Genomic DNA, 17,784 nt, shown 5'->3' with positions numbered 1-17,784 from the left:
AGACGCTTTATGAAACCCTGGATAGGTCAATGCAGAGAGCTTTCGCTCGCTTCACTATCGTCATCCAGTTCCAGTTGCCCTTGGACAGGTCCTTGGGGCTTGGCTGGCTTCACTTCATCAACCTCAAAGCAGAAGGCAGTTTTACCTACCTCATGGGCAAACAAACGACGCCCGTTGCGAAGGGTGATGAAAGGTCTGCAAATCATGGTACTCATAAGAGAATCTCTCCAAAAAGAGACCTCGGAGGCACCTTGGTCTTAAGACCGTTGGTCAAGCAGGCTTGCTACGGATAATTATTATCCGTACAATCTTTCACCGCGAATGAAAAAACCTGACCTCCAAGGTTGGTTTAGTTAAAAGTGCTCTAGGGTTCTGCAAAACCTTCGATGCACGACTTAGAGCTCATAACCCTGGTAAAGCACGGGTTGTGGGCTTTTTGCTGCTAGTAACGATTTCACAGCAAATCGCATATTCCCACGAGCTATGCTTGATGTCAACAGCCTGTGCGCAGGAATTTCAAGTTTTTCAGCTATTTACCCTTCCTCTCGCCCCCATGGCCTTCGCTGGGTCAATTTTCCAGCATTGGCTGTTCTGGTGTGGTGCGGAGGCTGATGTGGTCGGCCTGCCATTTGCTCAGTAGCTGTGATTGAGCGTACGTCAGTGCCTCGTCAGCTACGACTTCGACGTCAATTAGCTCGATCCACTGCCAGTGAATTCCTTCGCCTCTCCTTATCTGGCAGTGCTTATTAAATGCTCTCTGGATGGTCTTTTTGGCTGACTCGGCGGCTGCCTCGGCTGCGTCGGGGTCGCTGTCGGTTGCGTATAGCAGCGTGATTACTAGCTCGTACGGGTCATCTGGGCCTTGCCTGGCTTGCTCTATGCCTGAGTCCACGTCGAAGAAAACGGCAACAATGTGAGCTCCGCTCTCCCGAAATGTCTTTGCAAGTTTTTCGGTGATCTTGGTTTCTTCTTTCAGGCGGCGATCAAACTCGTCTGGAAAGGCTGATCGGCGATATCGGGCGGTCAGCCAGCGCTGGAAAATTCCATGCTCTTTCCTCGTCATTGTGCTTTCGCTGGCGGGTCGGTGTGCGCAGAGTGCGTGGTTTGGGTTTTTGAGGTTTTCTTTGGGGATGAAAATGCGCTTGCTGGCATCAAGCTCGACGTAGATAGCTGTGCTGGTTGCTGTGTAGCCTACGTGCAGTCGGCGAAGGTTCTTGCAGTTGGTGTAACTGCCGTTAGGCTCGCCATCTAGGATCACGCCTAGAATCACCTCCACCACTGGCTCTCCGCCACTGGGTAGTTGGGCGAGATCGCAGTCGTGCGTGGCGACGACTGCTGCAACTTTTTCTGGCGGGAGGTCGGTCGCAAGCTCAAGCTCGCGAATGGTTTCCGCTTGAAGAAGATGCCCCTGCCTCCAGGGAGTTTCTCTGCTCCAGCTGCCCATACTGCTACCTCATCCTCTATGCTCGTTCGTCAAGATGAGGAGTGCCTGCGCTAGTCAGATCAATCGCTGTGCGCGATCGCCGCTCTAGTCGTCTGGCAATGCTTTCGCGCTGCCTGCTCTCCTTCTGAATCATGGAAGCGAGACTCCTGGCTGCAGATTCGCCAGGCTCCCCGCTCCTAAGCATCTCCAGGAGAGTCATCCCCCCTGGTAGCTTCCTTTTGATGGCGCTACTGCTAGTGATGCCTTCGCGCTGCAGAATGCTGGTTGCATCCACTAACTGCTGAAGCAGCTCTTCGTTCTGGGCGGAAATAGCCTCTCCTGCCTGCCAGTTGTAAATCGCCTGGCGAGACACTCCGAAGACTGCAGCCAGGTCGGTTACTGGGGCCTTAAGCGAATCGCGCACGTAAGCCAGTTTTTCCGACGCCGAGGGAGCCTTGGCAACTTGAGTGACGGGGCTTATTCGGCGCTCTGCATATTGGATGGCCGGCAGGCGATACCCTCTGCTTTCGCGTGCAGCCACAAAATCTGCCGTCATGGCTCCGCCAGTCCCCACCAGTAGAGCGAGAACAACCCCGCCACAGCTGCGGATGAGGCTCGAGTTGTTAGCGGTCACGCTCTGCCGAGCGGTGCGCTTCGAATTGGCGCGCTCTTGGGTGTCGATTTGCGTCTGCTCTAGCCGCTGGGCTGTGTACAGGCCGCTGGCCAGTCGCGAATTCGCGCCGGCCGAGTGAGTTATGCGCATGGATGCCCCCTTCATTGATTCCAGCTTTCGCGAGCATAATCGGTTACCGATGCCTTAAAGCATCTGGCGATCAGCTCGTGCAGGACGCTCATTCTGGAGCGCACATCTGAAATCTCATAGGGGCGACGCTCGACGCGGAAGCCGTCAGTGTCGAGCGTGGCGTGGGGGCCGCTGATCTCCTCAAATCGTGACTGAAGTTTAAGCGTATCTCGACCGATATCTGGCGGAACACCAAGGCGCCCGTTCTGAATGACGGCACGAGCAATCACTTGATCTCCGTCCTCGGAAAGAAGCTGAGATTCAGCGAATGAGTAATTAAAGCTCGAGTCCTCCATGATGGCTGGAAGGCCAAGCAGGTGAGGAGCCAGATACTGACTCAGCTCCTCTGTCTCTTTTGGGGCTACTGCATCCGCATAGCGCAGCCCCAGGCGCTCGACAAAGCTCAGTCCTCCAACCACGTCATTCAGTAGGCCTAACCCTTGCTCGAACCGCTCGTAGAACGCCTCAAAGCAGTCGTAGGCTGTGGTTTGAAATGAAATGGAATTGGCCTGAAGGATGAAGGTGTTGACGCCGTCCAGATCCGTAAAGACGTAGCTGTCATGCTTCTGAAGGGAAGGTGCGAGCCCATTCTCCTCGGGGTTCTCGGGTGCGGCCTTGATGGCAACACGTACTTGGGTCGATTGCTCAAAGCCTGGATAGCCAGCCAGCCGCATGCGCTCTTGAATCTGCGGGATGTAGCTGCCGAGCGAAAGCAAAGGATTGTGCTGCACCTGTCCGATCGTAAAAAAGACCGGTGCATTTTTTAGTTTCTGTCCCATTGGTCGCCCCTGTGCTTGACACTGTGGTTGACACTTTACACTTGGCTTTACAAGGACGCAAATGGCTCGATGCTCTGTGATCTGGCTGTGGGTGATCTTGTAGTTGCACTGGAGAGTCCAGTGAGTGGTTTGCGGTGCTGATCCACAATGGTGCTTCGCCGGGCTGGGCGGGTCTAGTGGTCTGTCCCGTAAATGGTGGACAAGAAACTAAAAGCTACTGCTCGCATAGTGCGACTCTGGCTCGCACGAACCGAGATGCCCGATACCGGAGGAGGAGATGCTCTCGGATGTCTGCTCCTGGCCGAAAGCTGCCCCACCAAAGCTGCTTCCCCCCACTGGCAACCGACACTGCAGCACGTGCCCCTGCAATCACTCTCTACTACCATCAACTGCTTTGACGCTGGCAGAAAGATCATGACCCGCTACAAGGACATCGTTGCAACAGGCAAGCAGTTCAGCGCTTTCGTAAGTGAAGGGCTGGAGGGCGAGAAAGCATCGGCCACCAGCTTTGCGCAGAAGGCTCGCAGGCCAGGCACTTTTGCAGCATCGACGCTGGAAAGGCTCGGCCAGCTCAAGGGTAAGTATCATCTGCTGGTCGCGGCGGAGATCTGGTGCCCGGACTGCCATATCAACCTGGCGGTGATGGATTTCATGTGCCAAGCACAGCCGAATATCGAACTGGCAATCGTCTCCAAGGGGCGTGCCGAGAATGATCTGCGGGATGCGCTGGAGCTAGAGCGCATTCTGGTTCCAGTGGTCGCCATACTGGACGAGGCCTTCGACCTGGTCGGAACATTTGTCGAGCGCCCCAGAGCCGTGGTGAACGACAGCACAGGCCAGGCAATGTCGCGTTACAGGGCCGGCGACCATATGGACGATACGCTCCAGGACCTGCTCGATGTGATGGAGCAACACGAGCGCAAGCGTGCCGGCCAGAACAGTTGAAGACTCGCTGGTAACCAACTGGGCTCCAACCAGATCCCGCACGTCCGCCTCTGCTCCCCTTACAGCTCGCCAGCTCCGGCGAACGCTGAACCGTCGTTTTACCGAAGCGCCGCAACCTGCTAGCAAAACGACAGCAAAGCCGCGTTATCATGCCCGCGCCTGCGTTCGGCATGACGACAAGGAGCAGTAGATGAACGATTCGCGCCAGGCGGTATTCGCCAGGGAATGCGACCTGATCATGAAAGGCGGCATCACCAGCGGCATCGTCTATCCGCTGGCCATTACCGAGATCGCCAAGGCATTTCGTCTGCGCAGCATCGGTGGCACCAGTGCCGGGGCCATCGCCGCCGCGGCAGCTGCCGCCGCCGAACTTGGTCGCCAGCGTTTCCAGAGCGGGCAGTTGAGCAGCGACCCGGCCGGCTTCGCCGAAATCGAACGTTTGCCCGAACATCTCTGCACACCCGCGGCAGACGGCCATGGCACCAAGCTGCTGGCCTTGTTCAAGCCCATTCCGGCGCTGCGAACGCTGTTCGACACCTTCATCGCCACGCTCGAAGCCAAGGGCAAGGGGCCGCGGGCGCGCGTGCTGGCGCCACTCAAGGTAATGCTGATGCGGCACAAGCTCGCCGCACTGATTGGTGCACTCGTCGCGGGTGGGCCTTTGTGGAGCAGCGCCATCACCAGCGGCAATTTATTGGTCTGGTTCTGGGTGCTGTTGTTCGCCGCGCTTGGCGGCGTGTTCGCGGCTGCCTGCCGCCTGCTGCTGCCCGCGCTGCGCGAGCTGCCGAAGAATGGTTTCGGCATTTGCACCGGCCTGCCTGACGCCGATGACGAGGCCCCGGAGGAAGCCCTGACCAACTGGCTGACCCACTATTTCGATCGGCTCAGCGGGCAGCAGGCCTTTTGCGCGCAGCACGCTGGGGCGATTGAATGCGAGCGGCCGCTGACCTTCGGCGACCTGCGCGCGCACGGCATCGATCTGCAGGTCATGACCACCTGCCTGAGCATGGCGCGCCCTTTCCGTCTGCCCTTTCGCGATGACGATCAGGTACGTGAGAACAACCAGTTCCATTTCCGCGAGGAGGAGTTCGCCCGCCTGTTCCCGCGCCGCGTAGTGGCCTGGATGAGCGCGCGCCAACGCCCCGGAAATGATGAACGCAACGACGGCTATCTGCGTATGCCCCTGCCGGACGATCTGCCGGTGATCGTCGCGGTGCGCATGAGCCTGAGTTTCCCGCTGCTGCTGAGCGCCGTGCCTCTGCATGCCGTGGACTACCGCAAGCGCGAGAAGAAACTCGAGCGCTGCTGGTTCACCGATGGCGGTATCAGCTCCAACTTCCCTATTCACTTCTTCGACGCCGCCCTGCCCCGGCGCCCGACCTTCGGCCTGGATCTCGGCCCGACCGACGGCTCGGACGAACAGCGCGTGCGCTTCCCGCGCAACAATGGCGATGCGCGGCTCGCCTATTGGCGGCGCTTCCCGCAGAGCGGCCTGCCGGCGCTGCGCGGCTTTCTGGCCCAGCTCAGCAACGTGGCCAAGGACTGGAACCACGAGACCCTGTCGCTGATGCCAGGCTTTCGCGACCGTATCGGCCTGATTCAGCTGACCCGCGAGGAAGGCGGCCTCAACCTGACCATGCCTGCCGAACGCATCGAGCGCCTGACCGGTTACGGCCGCGAAGCCGGCCAGCAATTCGTGCTGCGCTTCGGCAATCCGGCGTGCTGGCAGCCCGGCGCAAAAGCCTCGTCGATGAACTGGGAAAACCACCAGATCATCCGCTTGCGCCTGCAACTGGCCAGCGTCGCCGAACAGTTGCAGAGCCTGGAACGTGCCTGCCGTGAGCTGCACGGCAGCGAGCATGACTACCAACGCTTCTTCACACCCGAAGCCAGGCGTTTCAGCTACCCCTTCAAGGGCCTCAACGACCTGGAAAAGGACCCGGACACCGGCCTGTATCGCACCCAGGCCGGGCTGGCCAAGGCCATGCTCGAGCAGTTGCGGGCGATCGCCCAGATGATCGAGCAGCACCCCGACAGCCACCCTGCCAAGGATGCGCCCAAGCCCACCCCCGAACTGAAACTGCGGCCACGCATCTAGGGTCTGGCCGCTTGACGATCAGCTCCCCGGATTGCCGTAGGCTTCCTCGAAGAAGTAATCCTTCCAGGACGCTGCCTTGTTCTTCAGCACGCCCAGCTCGTGCAACTTCTCGGCATAGATGAAGGTGCGCTGCGGCGACACGGTGAAGTCGTTTTCCGGATCCTCGATGATTTTCTTCACGAACTCCAGCGGCAGCTTGGAGTTCTCCACGCGGATATAGGTCTCGGCCGCAGCGGCCTTGTCGGCCTTGATGATCTGCGAGGCTTCCACCAAAGCATCGTAGAAGGCCTTGTAGGTTTTCGGATTGTCGTCGTGGAATTTCTCGGTGGCGTACAGCACGTTGAAGGTAGCCTGGCCGCCGAGGATGTCGTAGCTGCTGATCAGCTTGTGCACCTTGGGATTTTCCAGCGCCTGGTACTGGAACGGCGGACTGGAAAAATGCGCGGTGATTTCCGAGCCGCCTTTGGTCAGTGCCGCGGTGGCATCCGGGTGCGGCAGGCTGACGGAAATCTTGTCGAAACGCTGGAAGTCGGCATTGCCGTAACGCTTGGCGGTCTCGATCTGCAGAGTGCGCGACTGGAAGCCGACACCGGCGGCCGGTACCGCGATGCGGTCCTTCTCACCGAGATCGTCGAGGGTCTTTACCTCATCGCGATTACTCAGCAGGTAATTGGGCAGCGAACCCAGCGAGGCCACGGCCTTGACGTTCTGCCGACCATGGGTGCGGTCCCATACGGTGAGCATCGGCGGAACGCCAGCCGAGACCACGTCGATGGCACCGGCCAGCAGCGCTTCGTTCATCGCGGTGGCACCGGAGATGGTCCGCCACTCGACGTCGATCTTGTCCAGGCCCTGGGCCTTGGCGTGCTTCTCGATCAGTTGCTGGTCCTTGACCACATGCAGCACCAGATAACCGATGCCGAACTGCTGGGCGATGCTGATCTTGCCTTCGGCCTGAGCGGCCAGCGGGGTTGCCAAGGCGCCGAGTAGACCCAGGGCGGTGGCCAGGCGGCCGAGTTTGAAGGTGTTGGTCATTTTTTTTCTCGTTATGCGATCAGTGAATTATTCGTCTGTAGGGTGGGCTTCAGCCCACCAATTGGGTGCACCGCTGGTGGGCTGAAGCGGATCGCCGCCCGGCCCACCCTACGGCCCATGGCATTCAATGGCCCTTAGCGCTGCATCCCCCAGCGCTTGACGGTCACCCTCTCGATGCTGGCAAAGATCAGGTTCTCCACCAGCAAGCCGATCAGGATCACCGCCACCAGCCCGGCGAACACCTTGTCGGTGTACAGCTCGTTGCGGTTCTGGAAGATGTACCAGCCCAGGCCGCCCTTGCCGCTGGAGGCGCCAAACACCAGTTCGGCGGCGATCAGCGTGCGCCAGGCGAAGGCCCAGCCGATCTTCAGACCCGAGAGGATCGACGGCAGCGCCGCCGGAACCAAGATGAACAACACGAAGCGCAGGCCCTTGAGCCCGTAGTTGCGACCGGCCATGCGCTGGGTCTCGGAGACGCCGAGAAAACCCGCGTAGGTATTCAGGGCCAGGGCCCAGAGCACCGAATGCACCAGCACGAAGATCAGGCTGTTCTCGCCCAGCCCGAACCACAGCAGCGACAGTGGCAGCAGCGCGATGGCCGGCAGCGGGTTGAACATTGAGGTCAGCGTCGACAAGAGGTCGCGGCCAAGCTGGGTCGAGACCGCCAGGCTGGTCAGCAGAAAGGCCAGAACGATACCGATCAGGTAACCCTTGACCAGTACCGACAGCGAGATCGCCACCTTTTCCAGCAACTCACCGCTGCCGATGCCCTCGACGAATGCCCTGGCCGTCTGCAGGAAGCTGGGCAGCAGCAGGTCATTGGCCTGGTAGCGGGCCGCCGCCTCCCAGATCAGCGCCAGCGCCAGCAAGATCAGCGATTTGCGCAGCCAGCCCTGTTGCCACAGGCGCTGACTGAGCGACAGCTCGCGCTCCAACTTGAGGCCGGGCAGCGGCTGCAAGGGAATTTCGTATTCCTCACGCCGTGCGGGGGAAAGACTCATGATGAACGCTCCTCAGTAGGAGATGCGGATATCTTGGAAACCCAGTTCGACGGCCGTGCCGTTGTCGACCTCCTCGTCGAACAGCAGGCGGTGAATCCGCTGCGCGGTCTGCTGGAAGCCCACACCACCAAGGCTGTGCAGGTCGAACTGATGGCTGTTGATTTCCGCCCGCACCCGGCCGGGGTGTGGCGACAGCAGCAGGATGCGGTTGCCGACGATCAGCGCCTCCTCGATGGAGTGGGTGACGAACAGCAGGGTGAAGCGCACCTCCTCCCACAGCTCCAGCAGTTCCTCCTGCATCTTGCGGCGGGTCAGTGCATCGAGGGCAGCGAACGGCTCGTCCATCAGCAGGATTTTCGGCTGCATGGCCAGGGCTCGGGCGATCGCCACCCGGGCTTTCATGCCGCCGGACAGGGTGTGCGGGTAGGCATCGGCGAACGCGGCCAGGCCGACCTTGGCCAGGTAATGCAGGGCGCGCTCCTTAGCCTCCTTACGGCCCAGGGTGCGTGAGGCCAGCAGCGGGAACATGACGTTCTGCTTGACCGTCTTCCATGGCGGCAACTGGTCGAACTCCTGGAACACCACGATCCGGTCCGGGCCCGGCTCGTGAACCCGGGCACCGTCGAGGCGGATGCTGCCGGCGACCGGTTCGATGAAACCGGCCACCGCCTTGAGCAAAGTGGATTTACCGCAGCCGGAGGGGCCGAGCAGCACGAAGCGGTCGGCACGATCCACTGCGAAGCTGACTTCGTGGGTGGCGCGCACCACGCGCTGCGGGGTGCGGTATTCGAGGCTGACCTTGTCCACCTGGAGAACGGTGTCGAAGGCGCCTGGATTCAGCATGCTGGCCGTGTGGCCTTGCAAAGGAGCATTCATGGGTTATCAGCTTCCCTGACCGATGGCGGCGTCTTCGAAGAAGTAGTCCTGCCAGCTGGCCGGCTTGTGCTTGATGGCGCCGACACGGTGCAGAAAGTCGGCCAGCGGGTAGGTGTTGGTGGGCGTGACGGTGAACTGGAACTGCTCGTTGTCGATGATCTTCAGCAGCTCCTCGCGGCTGATCTTGGCGCCGGTGACGCGAATGTAGGTGTCGGCTGCCGCGCCCTTGTCCTTCTGGGCGAAATCCGCCGCTTCGGCCAGGGCACCGACGAAGGCCTTGTAGGTCTTGGGATTGTCGCGACGAAATTTCTCGGTGGTGTACAGCACCGTCGGCGAGTTCGGGCCGAGCAGCTCGTAGGTGTCGAGCACCACGTGCACATCCGGGTTTTCCAGCGCCTGGTTCTGGAACGGCGGGTTGGAGAAGTGCCCAGTCAGCTCGGTGCCACCGGCTTTCAGGGACGCCGTGGCATCCGGGTGCGGTAATGCCACGGTGTATTTGTCGAGGCGGTCGAATGCCTTGTCGCCCCAGTGCTTGGCAGCGGCGTACTGCAGGAAGCGCGACTGCACCGACACGCCCACGGCTGGCACGGCGATACGATCCTTGTCGGTGAAATCGGCAATGGTTTTGACCTGGGGGTTGTTGCTCAGCAGGTAGTACGGGAAGTTGCCCAGCGAAGCGACACCCTTGACATTCTGCCTACCCTGGGTGCGATCCCACACAGTGAGCAGCGGGCCAATGCCGGCACCGGCAATGTCGATGGCGCCGGACAGCAGCGCATCGTTGACCGCCGAACCACCCGACAGCTGCTGCCAGTCGACCTCGATATCCAGGCCTTCGGCCTTGCCGTGCTTCTCGATCAGCTGTTGGTCGCGCACCACATTGAGCAGCAGATAAACGATACCGAACTGCTCGGCGATACGGATCTGCCCCTCGGCGTGAGCGGACTGAGGCGCCGCCAGGCTGCCAATCAGAATGCTCGCGCTCAGGGCGATGCCAGCGGCGAGGCGGCCAAAACCGGGAACGAAGGAAAAGCGCTTACCTGCCGACATGTCGAGGCTCCAGTCAAAGGTGCAGAAATGGGGTTGCTGCGGGATAGGCCGTTAGAACGGTACGTCGCCCTGGATGGTGGTTCTGTGCATACGCCGGCGCAGATGGCTCGGGCAGCCGGTGGCCAGGTGGATCAGCGCGCGGTTGTCCCAGAACACCATGTCGCCGTCCTGCCACTGGTGCCGGTAGATGAATTCCGGTTTGGCGCTGTGGGCATAGAGCTCGGCGAGAATCTGCCGGCTTTCGTCCTCGGGCACATCGAGAATGTGGGTGGTGAAATTCTCGTTGACGAACAGGCCCCGGCGGCCGGTTTCCGGGTGGGTACGCACCACCGGATGAACCACGGCCTTGACCTCGGCCAGCTGCGCTTCGGTAAGCGTCGGGCGGCGAATGCCGGCGAACACCTCATCGGCGTAACGAGCGGTATAGGAATGGGCAGCGCGCTTGCCATCGATGGCCTGGCGCAGTTCGGCCGATAGCGTCTCGAAGGCCAGCTGCTGGCTGGCGAACAGGGTATCGCCGCCCTCCTCCGGCAGTTCCTGGGCGTAAAGCATGGAGCCCAGGCTGGGAAACTCCTTGTAGGAGAGATCCGAGTGCCAGAACTTGCCGGCATCGCCCAGGCCGATCGGCTGCCCGTTCTCCTTGATGTTGGAGATGATGAAGATTTCCGGATGGTTCTCAAGCAGGAACTGCTTGAGCACGTGGATCTGCAGTACGCCGAAGCGGCGGCTGAAATCGATCTGCTGCTGCGGCGTGATGCGTTGATCGCGAAACACCACGACGTTGTAATCGAGGTGCGCCTGATGAACGCGGGCGAAATCGGCGTCGTTCAGCGGGCGGCTGAGGTCGAGGCCGACGATCTCGGCCCCCACCGGCGCATCAAAGAAGGGGCGAACGTCGAATGACTGTGCCGACGCGGAGGGGATGGAATGAGCTGCTGCCGACATAGAAAACTCCATGCGAGGGCGCCAATGGCGCATCACTTTGACTGGCCGAGGGTTCGGCCATGTGTTCAGTGCGGCGCGCCGATTGGTCGGCAGGTACGCATGGGAAGAAACTATATCGGTATAAAAAAAATAATTTAAATATCGTTTTTACATATCCATATGACATGTCAGCAATGCATGCAATCCGCTGGTATTCCGAGCCGGCCCAAGGCAGATGCAAAAAACCATTCAGTAACGCCGCGTGCTCATCAGCTCCTCCAAAACCCGGGTGGTGACCCGAAACGGAACGGACATGTGGTCCTCGCCCGTCTCGAGCTGGAAGTCACTGCGCAGCCCATATTGCGAAAGGTCTTCCAGGCGAATCTGCAGCGAGCGCACGTCCTGGATTTCCTGCGGCATTTCCCGGTCGCCCACCCACATGCTCAGGCTGCGATGGGTCAGATCCAGCTCTCCTGCATGTGCGCGACGGGTGAATGCCAGCTCATGTTCCAGCAGGTAGCGGTCGCGCCACCACAGGCTGGGGCTGATGGCGACCACATGCTGGAATAGCTGCGGCCGGGTGAACAGAGCGTAGATGCCGAACATGCCGCCGAACGAATGGCCGACCAGACTGAGCTGATCCTGATCGACCTTGAAACGCTGATTGACCCGGGGCATCAAACGCTGCTCGATGAAATCGAGAAACAGGTCTTGGCCGCCCTGCGGCGGGTCGTTGCGCTCGGGGAGTTGCGATGGTGAGAGGTCGAACGCACGGCGCTCGAAATCCAGCGGCGTGGTACTGGGATAGCCGATGGCGACGATGATCGCCTTGCGCCATTGCCGTTGCGCCCGCTTGGCGGCGTGGAACGCCGGGAAGTAGGCATTGCCGTCGAGCAGATAGATCACCGGGTAGCCGCCGGTATAGGGCACATCGCCCTCCGGCAGGCTGACCATGATGCGGTAGTCGCGGCCCTCGGCACTCTTCATCAGCCATTGTTCACTGCCATCCAGAGTGACCGGCTCGGCCTGGGCGGCGGCAAGGCCGCCCAGCAGCAGCGCCGTCATGGCGCTGCACAGCCAGTTCAGCACTCTCACCAGCTGTAGCTCAGGCTGGTGACCACACTGCGTGCCTCGCCGCGGTAGCAGTAGCCGTCCTGACAGTTGACGTACTGCTTGTCGGTCAGGTTGCGCGCATTGACGGCCAGGCGCACACCATCCAGCTCGCCGGCGAAGTCGTAATGCACACCTGCGTCGAACAGTGTGTAATCCTCGCTCTTCACCGTGTTCATGTCGTTGCCGTAGACGCTGCCGGTGTAGCGCGCGCCAGCACCGAAACCGAGACCGGATGGCAGCTTGTAGGCCAGCCACAGCGCCGCCAGATGACGCGGCACGTTCTTCGGATCGTTGCCCTCGTCGCCGTCGTTGCTCTTGGTGATTTCCGGATCGTTGTAGCTGTAGCTGGCGGTCAGGTGCAGGCGCTCGCTGAGGTCGGCCACGGCTTCCAGCTCCAGACCGCGCGACACCTGCTCGCCGGTCTGTAAGGTGTTGAGCGGATCGAGCGGGTCGCGGGTCGACACGTTCTCCTGGGTCAGGTGATAGAGCGAAGCGGTGAACATCGCGCTGGTGCCGGGCGGCTGGTACTTGAGGCCGATCTCGTACTGCTTGCCTTCGGTGGGTTTGAGCGGGCCGGCAGCGTTGCTGCCGCTTTGCGGCAGGAAGGATTCGGCGTAGCTGGCATAGGGTGCCAGGCCATTGTCGAACAGGTACAGCGCGCCGAGCTGGTAAGTGGTGGCGGAGTCGCTGATCTTGCTGTTGCTGTCGCTCAGGTTGTCGCTGGTGCGCACATGCACCCAGTCACGGCGCACACCGGCGGACAGGCGCCAGCGGTCGAGTTCGACCTGGTCCTGCAGGTAGATGCCGCTGCGCTGGGTCAGGCTGTCCTGGTCGGAAAGCGGGTTGCCGGGCCGGGCGACTGGCTGGTGATAATCCGGCGCGTTCATGTCTATCGAGGGCGCCGGCCCGGTCGCATAGAGCACCGAGCTATCGAACCAGGTGTAATCCCAGCCAGTCAGCAGCGTGTGCTGCAGCTCGCCAGTGGCGAAACGGCTGACCAGGCGGGTATCGCTGCTCACCGACTCCATGTCCTCGTATACACCGACGGCATAACGCTCCATCACCCCGTTGGTGATCGTGCCATTGGGCTGCAGGTACTGGTTGGTGGTGTCCAGCTGGCCGTAGCGCAGGTTCTGCTGCAGGGAGAAAGCGTCGTTGAAGGCGTGCTCGAACTCGTAGCCGAAGGTCCACTGACGCTGGCCGAGCTTGTCGAAATACTCGTCGCCCTGCCAGAAATCGGTGAGGCGATTACCATCGTGATAGAGCATCGGCGAGGCGGCGGTCTCGCGCTCCTGATACTGCGCCAGCAGGGTCAGGCTGGTGGCCGGATCGATCTGCCAGCTCAGCGAGGGCGCCAGCAGGCGCACGTCATTGTTCAGCTGTTCGATGTCGTACCTGGCGTCGCGATAGACACCAACGGTACGGAACAGTACATCGCCCTGCTCATCCAGCTGACCGCCGACATCGAACTGCCCTTGGCGGTGATCGTGGTTGCCAGCCTGGATTTCCACTTGGTTCTTGGCCTGCAGGCTGGGGCGCTTGCTGACCCGGTTGACCATGCCGCCCGGGCTGATCTGCCCATAAAGCACCGAGGCCGGCCCCTTGAGCACCTCGATGCGCTCGAGAGCGTAGGCTTCCGTGCCGTAGATCGACAGCCAGCCGTTGTAGGGCTGGCGCAGACCATCGAGGAAGTCGGCGGACATGGTGGTGTCGAAGCCGCGAATGTTGATCTGGTCGAAACGAGGATCGAGTCCCGAGCTGCCGGTGCGCACGCCAGCGCTGTAGGCCACGGCGTCCTCGACACGGTCGACCTTGCGATCAGCGATCTGCCCGGCGGTGACCACGCTGATGCTCTGCGCGGTTTGCAGAATCGGCAGATCGGTCTTGGTGGCGGTGCTGGCATTGCTGGCGAAATAACCCGGCACGGGTGCAAAGGCACTCTGCGTCGGCGCGGCCTCGATGGTGACGGGCTGCAGCTGATAGCTGTCACCGGCAGCCTGCGGCCGCACCACATAGCCGGACGCGGTCTTCTCGGCCACCAGCCCGGTGCCGCGCAGCAGCTGCGACAGCCCCTCTTCCACCGATTGCGCGCCTGTCGAACCCGGGCTCACCAGCCCACGCACCACTTGTGGGGAATACGACAAGGTGATGCCGGCTCGTTCGGCATAGAAGCTCAGCGCCTGGTCCAGCGGCCCACCCTGCACGTCCGCAGTCGCTACGCGGGACGTGGGCTCGGCGGCCAGCAGCGCCGGGCTCGTGGCGACGCCATATAGCGCCAGAGCGATACAGATGGCCTTGGATAGCGTGCGCGGTTGCAGGTGCGGCGGCAGAGATCGAGTAGAACGCATGGGGGGGATCCATTCAGGGAGTGATCACCCCTAACCGGATGAACAGCCAAAGTCCGACAAATTTTTTACGCGATGGGCACGACGCGCACCCACCAGCGGGTTCGCTCCACCAGCGTCACCGGCAGCAGATGGGTGATGTTGCGCAACATCAGCTCGGCTTCAGCGAGGCGGAACACGCCGGACAGGCGCAAATCAGCGACTGCCGGATCGCAGCCCAGCCAGCCATGCCGGTAGCGCGCGGCCTCGGCGAGAAAGTCCGCCAGGCGGATGTCGCTGACCACCAGCAGACCGCGCGCCCAGGCGAACGGGTCGAGCGCTCCTCGTTCCAGCGTCGTCATGCGGCTCGCCGATACCGCCAGCCCTTCGCCTGCCTGTAAACGATGCTGCCCTGCTGCAGCACGAACCTGCACCTCGCCCTGCTCGACCCGTATCTCGCTGCGGTCTTCGTACTCGCGCACCGACATGCGCGCGTGCCGCCCCAGGCATTCGGCAAAATTGCAGCGCAGTTGCCATCGCTCACCTTGCACCAGCGCCTCGCCACTCCGCAGCAAGAGGTCCTGCCCGCGTACATCGATGGCGCTGCCGGTGTTGAGCAGCACCTCGACATTGCCCGCCAGCTCAAGACGCCGCGTTTCGCCGGTGGCCGTGGCGAAGTCCGCCCGCCACACAGGCGCCGAAGCTGCCGCCAACAGCGTGGCGCTGCCAGCCGTCAGCCCAAGCAGCTTGAGCATGCGCCGGCGACTCAGGTCAGCCTCGGCGCGCTGCAATAGCGGAATGGTTTGCGCTGCATCGGTAAGAGGGGTCACCCGAAACAGCCCGGCCATCTGCTGCAGGCGCTGCCAGGCCAGGTCATGCTGTTCGTCCTGCTCCAGCCAGGCCTGTAGTCGCTGCTGCAGCTCGGCACTGGCGGGATCGGCGCGCAGGCGCATCTGCCACTCGATGGCTGTACGGACAATGGATTCAGGTGGCTGTCCGGCGCCTTTCACGCCGACGCCTCGAAACACAGGCGATAGCAGTGGAGCAAGGCGCTGGCCACATGCCGCTCGACGGTGCGACTGGAAACGCCCAGTTGCCGAGCCACCTGCGCATGATTGAGGCCGCCGAGCTGGTACAGCAGAAACGCCTCACGCACGGCGGGCTTCAGGCCATCGAGCAAGCGTGCGATCCGCTCCAGGGACTGCAACGCCTCGTAGCGAACCTCCGGCGAGGGATGGCTCGCCTCGGGCAACTGCGCCAACGACTCGAGATAGGCACGTTCCAGCGCATCCCGTCGCCAATGATCGATCACCAGCCCGCGCGCGATACGCGCCAGCAAGGCTCTGGGCGCCCGATCATCGACGGGCTGGCCGCGCACCAGCAGGCGCAGAAAGGTGTCCTGAACCAGATCGGCGGCCTGCTGCGAACAGCCCACAGAACGCCGCAGCCAGCCATGCAGCCAGCCCTGGTGCGTGCCGTACAGCACGTCGAGAGGAATGATCGAATCGATTTCGGAGGAAGACATAGCGCGGCGCAAACCAGCAGGCTGAAATGCCATGGAGCAGCATGGCGACCGCGCGAACATTAATGGCGAATCATTCTTATTTCAACCTTTCCCCCTAAAGACTCGGCGGACGGCATCTCGCGGCGTTACCTGGGTGTGGTTAAAAAACCTGCTCGCATAAATTCATACGCTGAATACCTGGCATCACGAAGCGCATTCATTCAACAGACGAGTGAACTGCACCATCAATGGCGTCCCATCCTAAAGGCGCTGGGTATTCGTTACCGACCCCCGTACAATGCGCGCCACACATACGCGACCATGTGCTTGATGGTAGGCATGAAGCCCGCATTCATCGCCAAGCAGCTCGGCCATTCGATCCAGATTTTGCTGGCTCGATATGCGCGCTGGCTGGATGGCGCCAGCGACTGGGCAGAGATGGAAAACTCACATTTGCCCCAAAAATGCCACAAGCATAAACGCACCACTCTGAAACACGCGAGATAGAGCCCTTTGATTTCCACCGCTAACATCACCATGCAGTTTGGCGCCAAGCCGCTGTTCGAGAACGTTTCCGTCAAGTTCAACAACGGCAACCGCTACGGCCTGATCGGCGCCAACGGCTGCGGCAAGTCGACCTTCATGAAGATCCTCGGCGGTGATCTGGAGCCGTCGGCCGGCCAGGTAATGCTCGAGCCGAACGTACGCCTTGGCAAGCTGCGCCAGGATCAGTTCGCCTACGAAGAATTCAATGTGATCGACACCGTGATCATGGGCCATGCGGAGCTGTGGAAGGTCAAGGCCGAGCGCGACCGCATCTACTCGCTGCCGGAAATGAGCGAAGAAGACGGCATGAAGGTCGGCGAGCTCGAAGGCGAGTTCGCCGAGATGGACGGCTACACCGCCGAGTCCCGTGCCGGCGAGCTGCTGCTTGGCCTGGGCATTCCGCTGGAACAGCACTTCGGTCCGATGAGCGAAGTGGCGCCCGGCTGGAAGCTGCGCGTATTGCTGGCCCAGGCGCTGTTCGCCGATCCGGACGTGCTGCTGCTCGACGAGCCGACCAACCACCTGGATATCAACACCATCCGCTGGCTGGAAGCGATCCTCACGGCGCGTAACAGCACCATGATCATCATTTCCCACGATCGTCACTTCCTCAATGCGGTCTGCACCCATATGGCTGACCTGGATTACGGCGAACTGCGCCTGTTCCCGGGCAACTACGACGAGTACATGACGGCCTCGACTCAGGCCCGCGAGCAACTGCTGGCCGACAACGCCAAGAAGAAGGCGCAGATCGCCGAGCTGCAGACCTTCGTTAGCCGCTTCTCGGCCAACGCCTCCAAGGCCAAGCAGGCCACCAGCCGTGCCAAGCAGATCGACAAGATCCAGCTCGCCGAGGTCAAGCCGTCGAGCCGCGTCAGCCCGTTCATCCGCTTCGACCAGAACAAGAAGCTGCATCGCCAGGCGGTGACCATCGAGAAGCTGTCGAAGGCCTTCGATGACAAGGTGCTGTTCAAGAACTTCGGTTTCCAGGTCGAAGCAGGCGAGCGCGTGGCCATCATCGGCCCCAACGGCATCGGCAAGACCACCCTGCTGCGCACCCTGGTCGGCGAGATGCAGCCGGACGCCGGCAGCGTCAAATGGACCGACAGCGCCGAGGTGGGTTACTACGCCCAGGATCACGCCCACGATTTCGAGGCCGACGAAACCCTGTTCGAGTGGATGGGCCAGTGGACCAGCGGCGAGCAGAACATCCGCGCCGCCCTGGGCCGCATGCTGTTCTCCTCCGACGAGATCCAGAAGTCGGTCAAGGTGCTCTCCGGTGGTGAACAGGGCCGCATGCTGTTCGGCAAGCTGGCCTGCCAGAAGCCCAACGTGCTAGTGATGGACGAACCGACCAACCACCT

General features: G+C 61.4%; 16 protein-coding genes and 1 pseudogene. 4 read left to right on the top strand and 13 right to left on the bottom strand.

What is annotated here, in order from left to right:
• Positions 1 to 26 precede the first annotated feature (26 nt).
• The 4 genes from B3P22_RS16910 to B3P22_RS16895 all read right to left on the bottom strand — a co-directional run bounded on the left by B3P22_RS16910 (position 27) and on the right by B3P22_RS16895 (position 3,004).
• On the bottom strand, positions 27 to 215 hold the full coding sequence (locus tag B3P22_RS16910; protein ID WP_296271790.1) for a hypothetical protein: 189 nt from the start codon (positions 213 to 215) through the stop codon (positions 27 to 29).
• Between the two features lie 353 nt (positions 216 to 568).
• Positions 569 to 1,444, bottom strand: a complete 876-nt coding sequence (locus B3P22_RS16905; protein ID WP_296271789.1) for a hypothetical protein — start codon at positions 1,442 to 1,444, stop codon at positions 569 to 571.
• 16 nt (positions 1,445 to 1,460) lie between these two features.
• The gene (locus B3P22_RS16900) at positions 1,461 to 2,186 is read right to left on the bottom strand and encodes a Cro/Cl family transcriptional regulator (RefSeq protein ID WP_296271788.1); all 726 of its coding nucleotides are present in this window, start codon (positions 2,184 to 2,186) and stop codon (positions 1,461 to 1,463) included.
• An 11-nt stretch (positions 2,187 to 2,197) separates the two neighbouring features.
• A complete protein-coding gene (locus B3P22_RS16895; RefSeq protein WP_296271787.1) occupies positions 2,198 to 3,004 on the bottom strand; it encodes a TIGR04255 family protein in 807 nt (268 codons plus the stop codon).
• A 414-nt stretch (positions 3,005 to 3,418) separates the two neighbouring features.
• On the opposite strand from B3P22_RS16895, the gene B3P22_RS16890 reads away from it, so the two are divergent.
• Positions 3,419 to 3,949, top strand: coding sequence for a thioredoxin family protein (locus B3P22_RS16890; protein WP_296271786.1), 531 nt, complete (start codon positions 3,419 to 3,421; stop codon positions 3,947 to 3,949).
• 190 nt (positions 3,950 to 4,139) lie between these two features.
• Positions 4,140 to 6,047, top strand: a complete 1,908-nt coding sequence (locus B3P22_RS16885) for a patatin-like phospholipase family protein (RefSeq protein WP_296271785.1) — start codon at positions 4,140 to 4,142, stop codon at positions 6,045 to 6,047.
• A gap of 18 nt (positions 6,048 to 6,065) precedes the next feature.
• Here B3P22_RS16885 and B3P22_RS16880 read toward each other — a convergent pair whose 3' ends face one another.
• The 9 genes from B3P22_RS16880 to B3P22_RS16840 form a co-directional block, all read right to left on the bottom strand.
• Positions 6,066 to 7,082 carry an ABC transporter substrate-binding protein gene (locus tag B3P22_RS16880; RefSeq protein WP_296271784.1) on the bottom strand — a complete coding sequence of 339 codons (1,017 nt, stop codon included), beginning with the start codon at positions 7,080 to 7,082 and terminating at the stop codon, positions 6,066 to 6,068.
• 134 nt (positions 7,083 to 7,216) lie between these two features.
• Positions 7,217 to 8,083 (bottom strand): ABC transporter permease, encoded by an 867-nt coding sequence (locus B3P22_RS16875; RefSeq protein ID WP_296271783.1) that lies wholly within the window; start codon positions 8,081 to 8,083, stop codon positions 7,217 to 7,219.
• 12 nt (positions 8,084 to 8,095) lie between these two features.
• On the bottom strand, positions 8,096 to 8,959 hold the full coding sequence (locus tag B3P22_RS16870; RefSeq protein ID WP_296271782.1) for an ABC transporter ATP-binding protein: 864 nt from the start codon (positions 8,957 to 8,959) through the stop codon (positions 8,096 to 8,098).
• A gap of 6 nt (positions 8,960 to 8,965) precedes the next feature.
• Positions 8,966 to 10,009, bottom strand: a complete 1,044-nt coding sequence (locus B3P22_RS16865) for an ABC transporter substrate-binding protein (protein ID WP_296271781.1) — start codon at positions 10,007 to 10,009, stop codon at positions 8,966 to 8,968.
• A gap of 51 nt (positions 10,010 to 10,060) precedes the next feature.
• Positions 10,061 to 10,954, bottom strand: a complete 894-nt coding sequence (locus B3P22_RS16860) for a TauD/TfdA dioxygenase family protein (RefSeq protein WP_296271780.1) — start codon at positions 10,952 to 10,954, stop codon at positions 10,061 to 10,063.
• A 228-nt stretch (positions 10,955 to 11,182) separates the two neighbouring features.
• Positions 11,183 to 12,028, bottom strand: coding sequence for an alpha/beta hydrolase (locus B3P22_RS16855; RefSeq protein ID WP_296271779.1), 846 nt, complete (start codon positions 12,026 to 12,028; stop codon positions 11,183 to 11,185).
• Positions 12,025 to 14,394 carry a TonB-dependent siderophore receptor gene (locus B3P22_RS16850; protein WP_296271778.1) on the bottom strand — a complete coding sequence of 790 codons (2,370 nt, stop codon included), beginning with the start codon at positions 14,392 to 14,394 and terminating at the stop codon, positions 12,025 to 12,027. Before B3P22_RS16850 ends, B3P22_RS16855 begins: the two co-directional genes overlap by 4 nt.
• A gap of 65 nt (positions 14,395 to 14,459) precedes the next feature.
• A complete protein-coding gene (locus B3P22_RS16845) occupies positions 14,460 to 15,380 on the bottom strand; it encodes a DUF4880 domain-containing protein (RefSeq protein ID WP_296271777.1) in 921 nt (306 codons plus the stop codon).
• A complete protein-coding gene (locus B3P22_RS16840) occupies positions 15,377 to 15,895 on the bottom strand; it encodes a sigma-70 family RNA polymerase sigma factor (protein WP_275545292.1) in 519 nt (172 codons plus the stop codon). Before B3P22_RS16840 ends, B3P22_RS16845 begins: the two co-directional genes overlap by 4 nt.
• 198 nt (positions 15,896 to 16,093) lie before the next feature.
• On the opposite strand from B3P22_RS16840, the pseudogene B3P22_RS16835 reads away from it, so the two are divergent.
• A pseudogene (locus tag B3P22_RS16835) lies at positions 16,094 to 16,381 on the top strand (hypothetical protein); the annotation flags it as partial.
• Positions 16,382 to 16,387: 6 nt separating this feature from the next.
• Positions 16,388 to 17,784, top strand: a 1,397-nt coding sequence (locus tag B3P22_RS16830) for an ABC-F family ATPase (RefSeq protein ID WP_296271776.1), incomplete at its 3' end; no start/stop codon positions are given.

It is taken from the genome of Pseudomonas sp. UBA6323 (assembly GCF_002439135.1).
Classification (GTDB): Bacteria; Pseudomonadota; Gammaproteobacteria; order Pseudomonadales; family Pseudomonadaceae; genus Aquipseudomonas.
The sequence above is the reverse complement of the archived record's forward strand: the minus strand, read 5'-3'. Positions and strand labels throughout refer to the sequence as shown.

Bases quoted from the DNA above. Each gene is read 5' to 3' on its own strand.
- B3P22_RS16910 (WP_296271790.1), bottom strand. From the start codon at position 215: ATGAGTACCATGATTTGCAGACCTTTCATCACCCTTCGCAACGGGCGT.
- B3P22_RS16905 (WP_296271789.1), bottom strand. From the start codon at position 1,444: ATGGGCAGCTGGAGCAGAGAAACTCCCTGGAGGCAGGGGCATCTTCTT.
- B3P22_RS16900 (WP_296271788.1), bottom strand. From the start codon at position 2,186: ATGCGCATAACTCACTCGGCCGGCGCGAATTCGCGACTGGCCAGCGGC.
- B3P22_RS16895 (WP_296271787.1), bottom strand. From the start codon at position 3,004: ATGGGACAGAAACTAAAAAATGCACCGGTCTTTTTTACGATCGGACAG.
- B3P22_RS16890 (WP_296271786.1), top strand. From the start codon at position 3,419: ATGACCCGCTACAAGGACATCGTTGCAACAGGCAAGCAGTTCAGCGCT.
- B3P22_RS16885 (WP_296271785.1), top strand. From the start codon at position 4,140: ATGAACGATTCGCGCCAGGCGGTATTCGCCAGGGAATGCGACCTGATC.
- B3P22_RS16880 (WP_296271784.1), bottom strand. From the start codon at position 7,082: ATGACCAACACCTTCAAACTCGGCCGCCTGGCCACCGCCCTGGGTCTA.
- B3P22_RS16875 (WP_296271783.1), bottom strand. From the start codon at position 8,083: ATGAGTCTTTCCCCCGCACGGCGTGAGGAATACGAAATTCCCTTGCAG.
- B3P22_RS16870 (WP_296271782.1), bottom strand. From the start codon at position 8,959: ATGAATGCTCCTTTGCAAGGCCACACGGCCAGCATGCTGAATCCAGGC.
- B3P22_RS16865 (WP_296271781.1), bottom strand. From the start codon at position 10,009: ATGTCGGCAGGTAAGCGCTTTTCCTTCGTTCCCGGTTTTGGCCGCCTC.
- B3P22_RS16860 (WP_296271780.1), bottom strand. From the start codon at position 10,954: ATGTCGGCAGCAGCTCATTCCATCCCCTCCGCGTCGGCACAGTCATTC.
- B3P22_RS16850 (WP_296271778.1), bottom strand. From the start codon at position 14,394: ATGCGTTCTACTCGATCTCTGCCGCCGCACCTGCAACCGCGCACGCTA.
- B3P22_RS16840 (WP_275545292.1), bottom strand. From the start codon at position 15,895: ATGTCTTCCTCCGAAATCGATTCGATCATTCCTCTCGACGTGCTGTAC.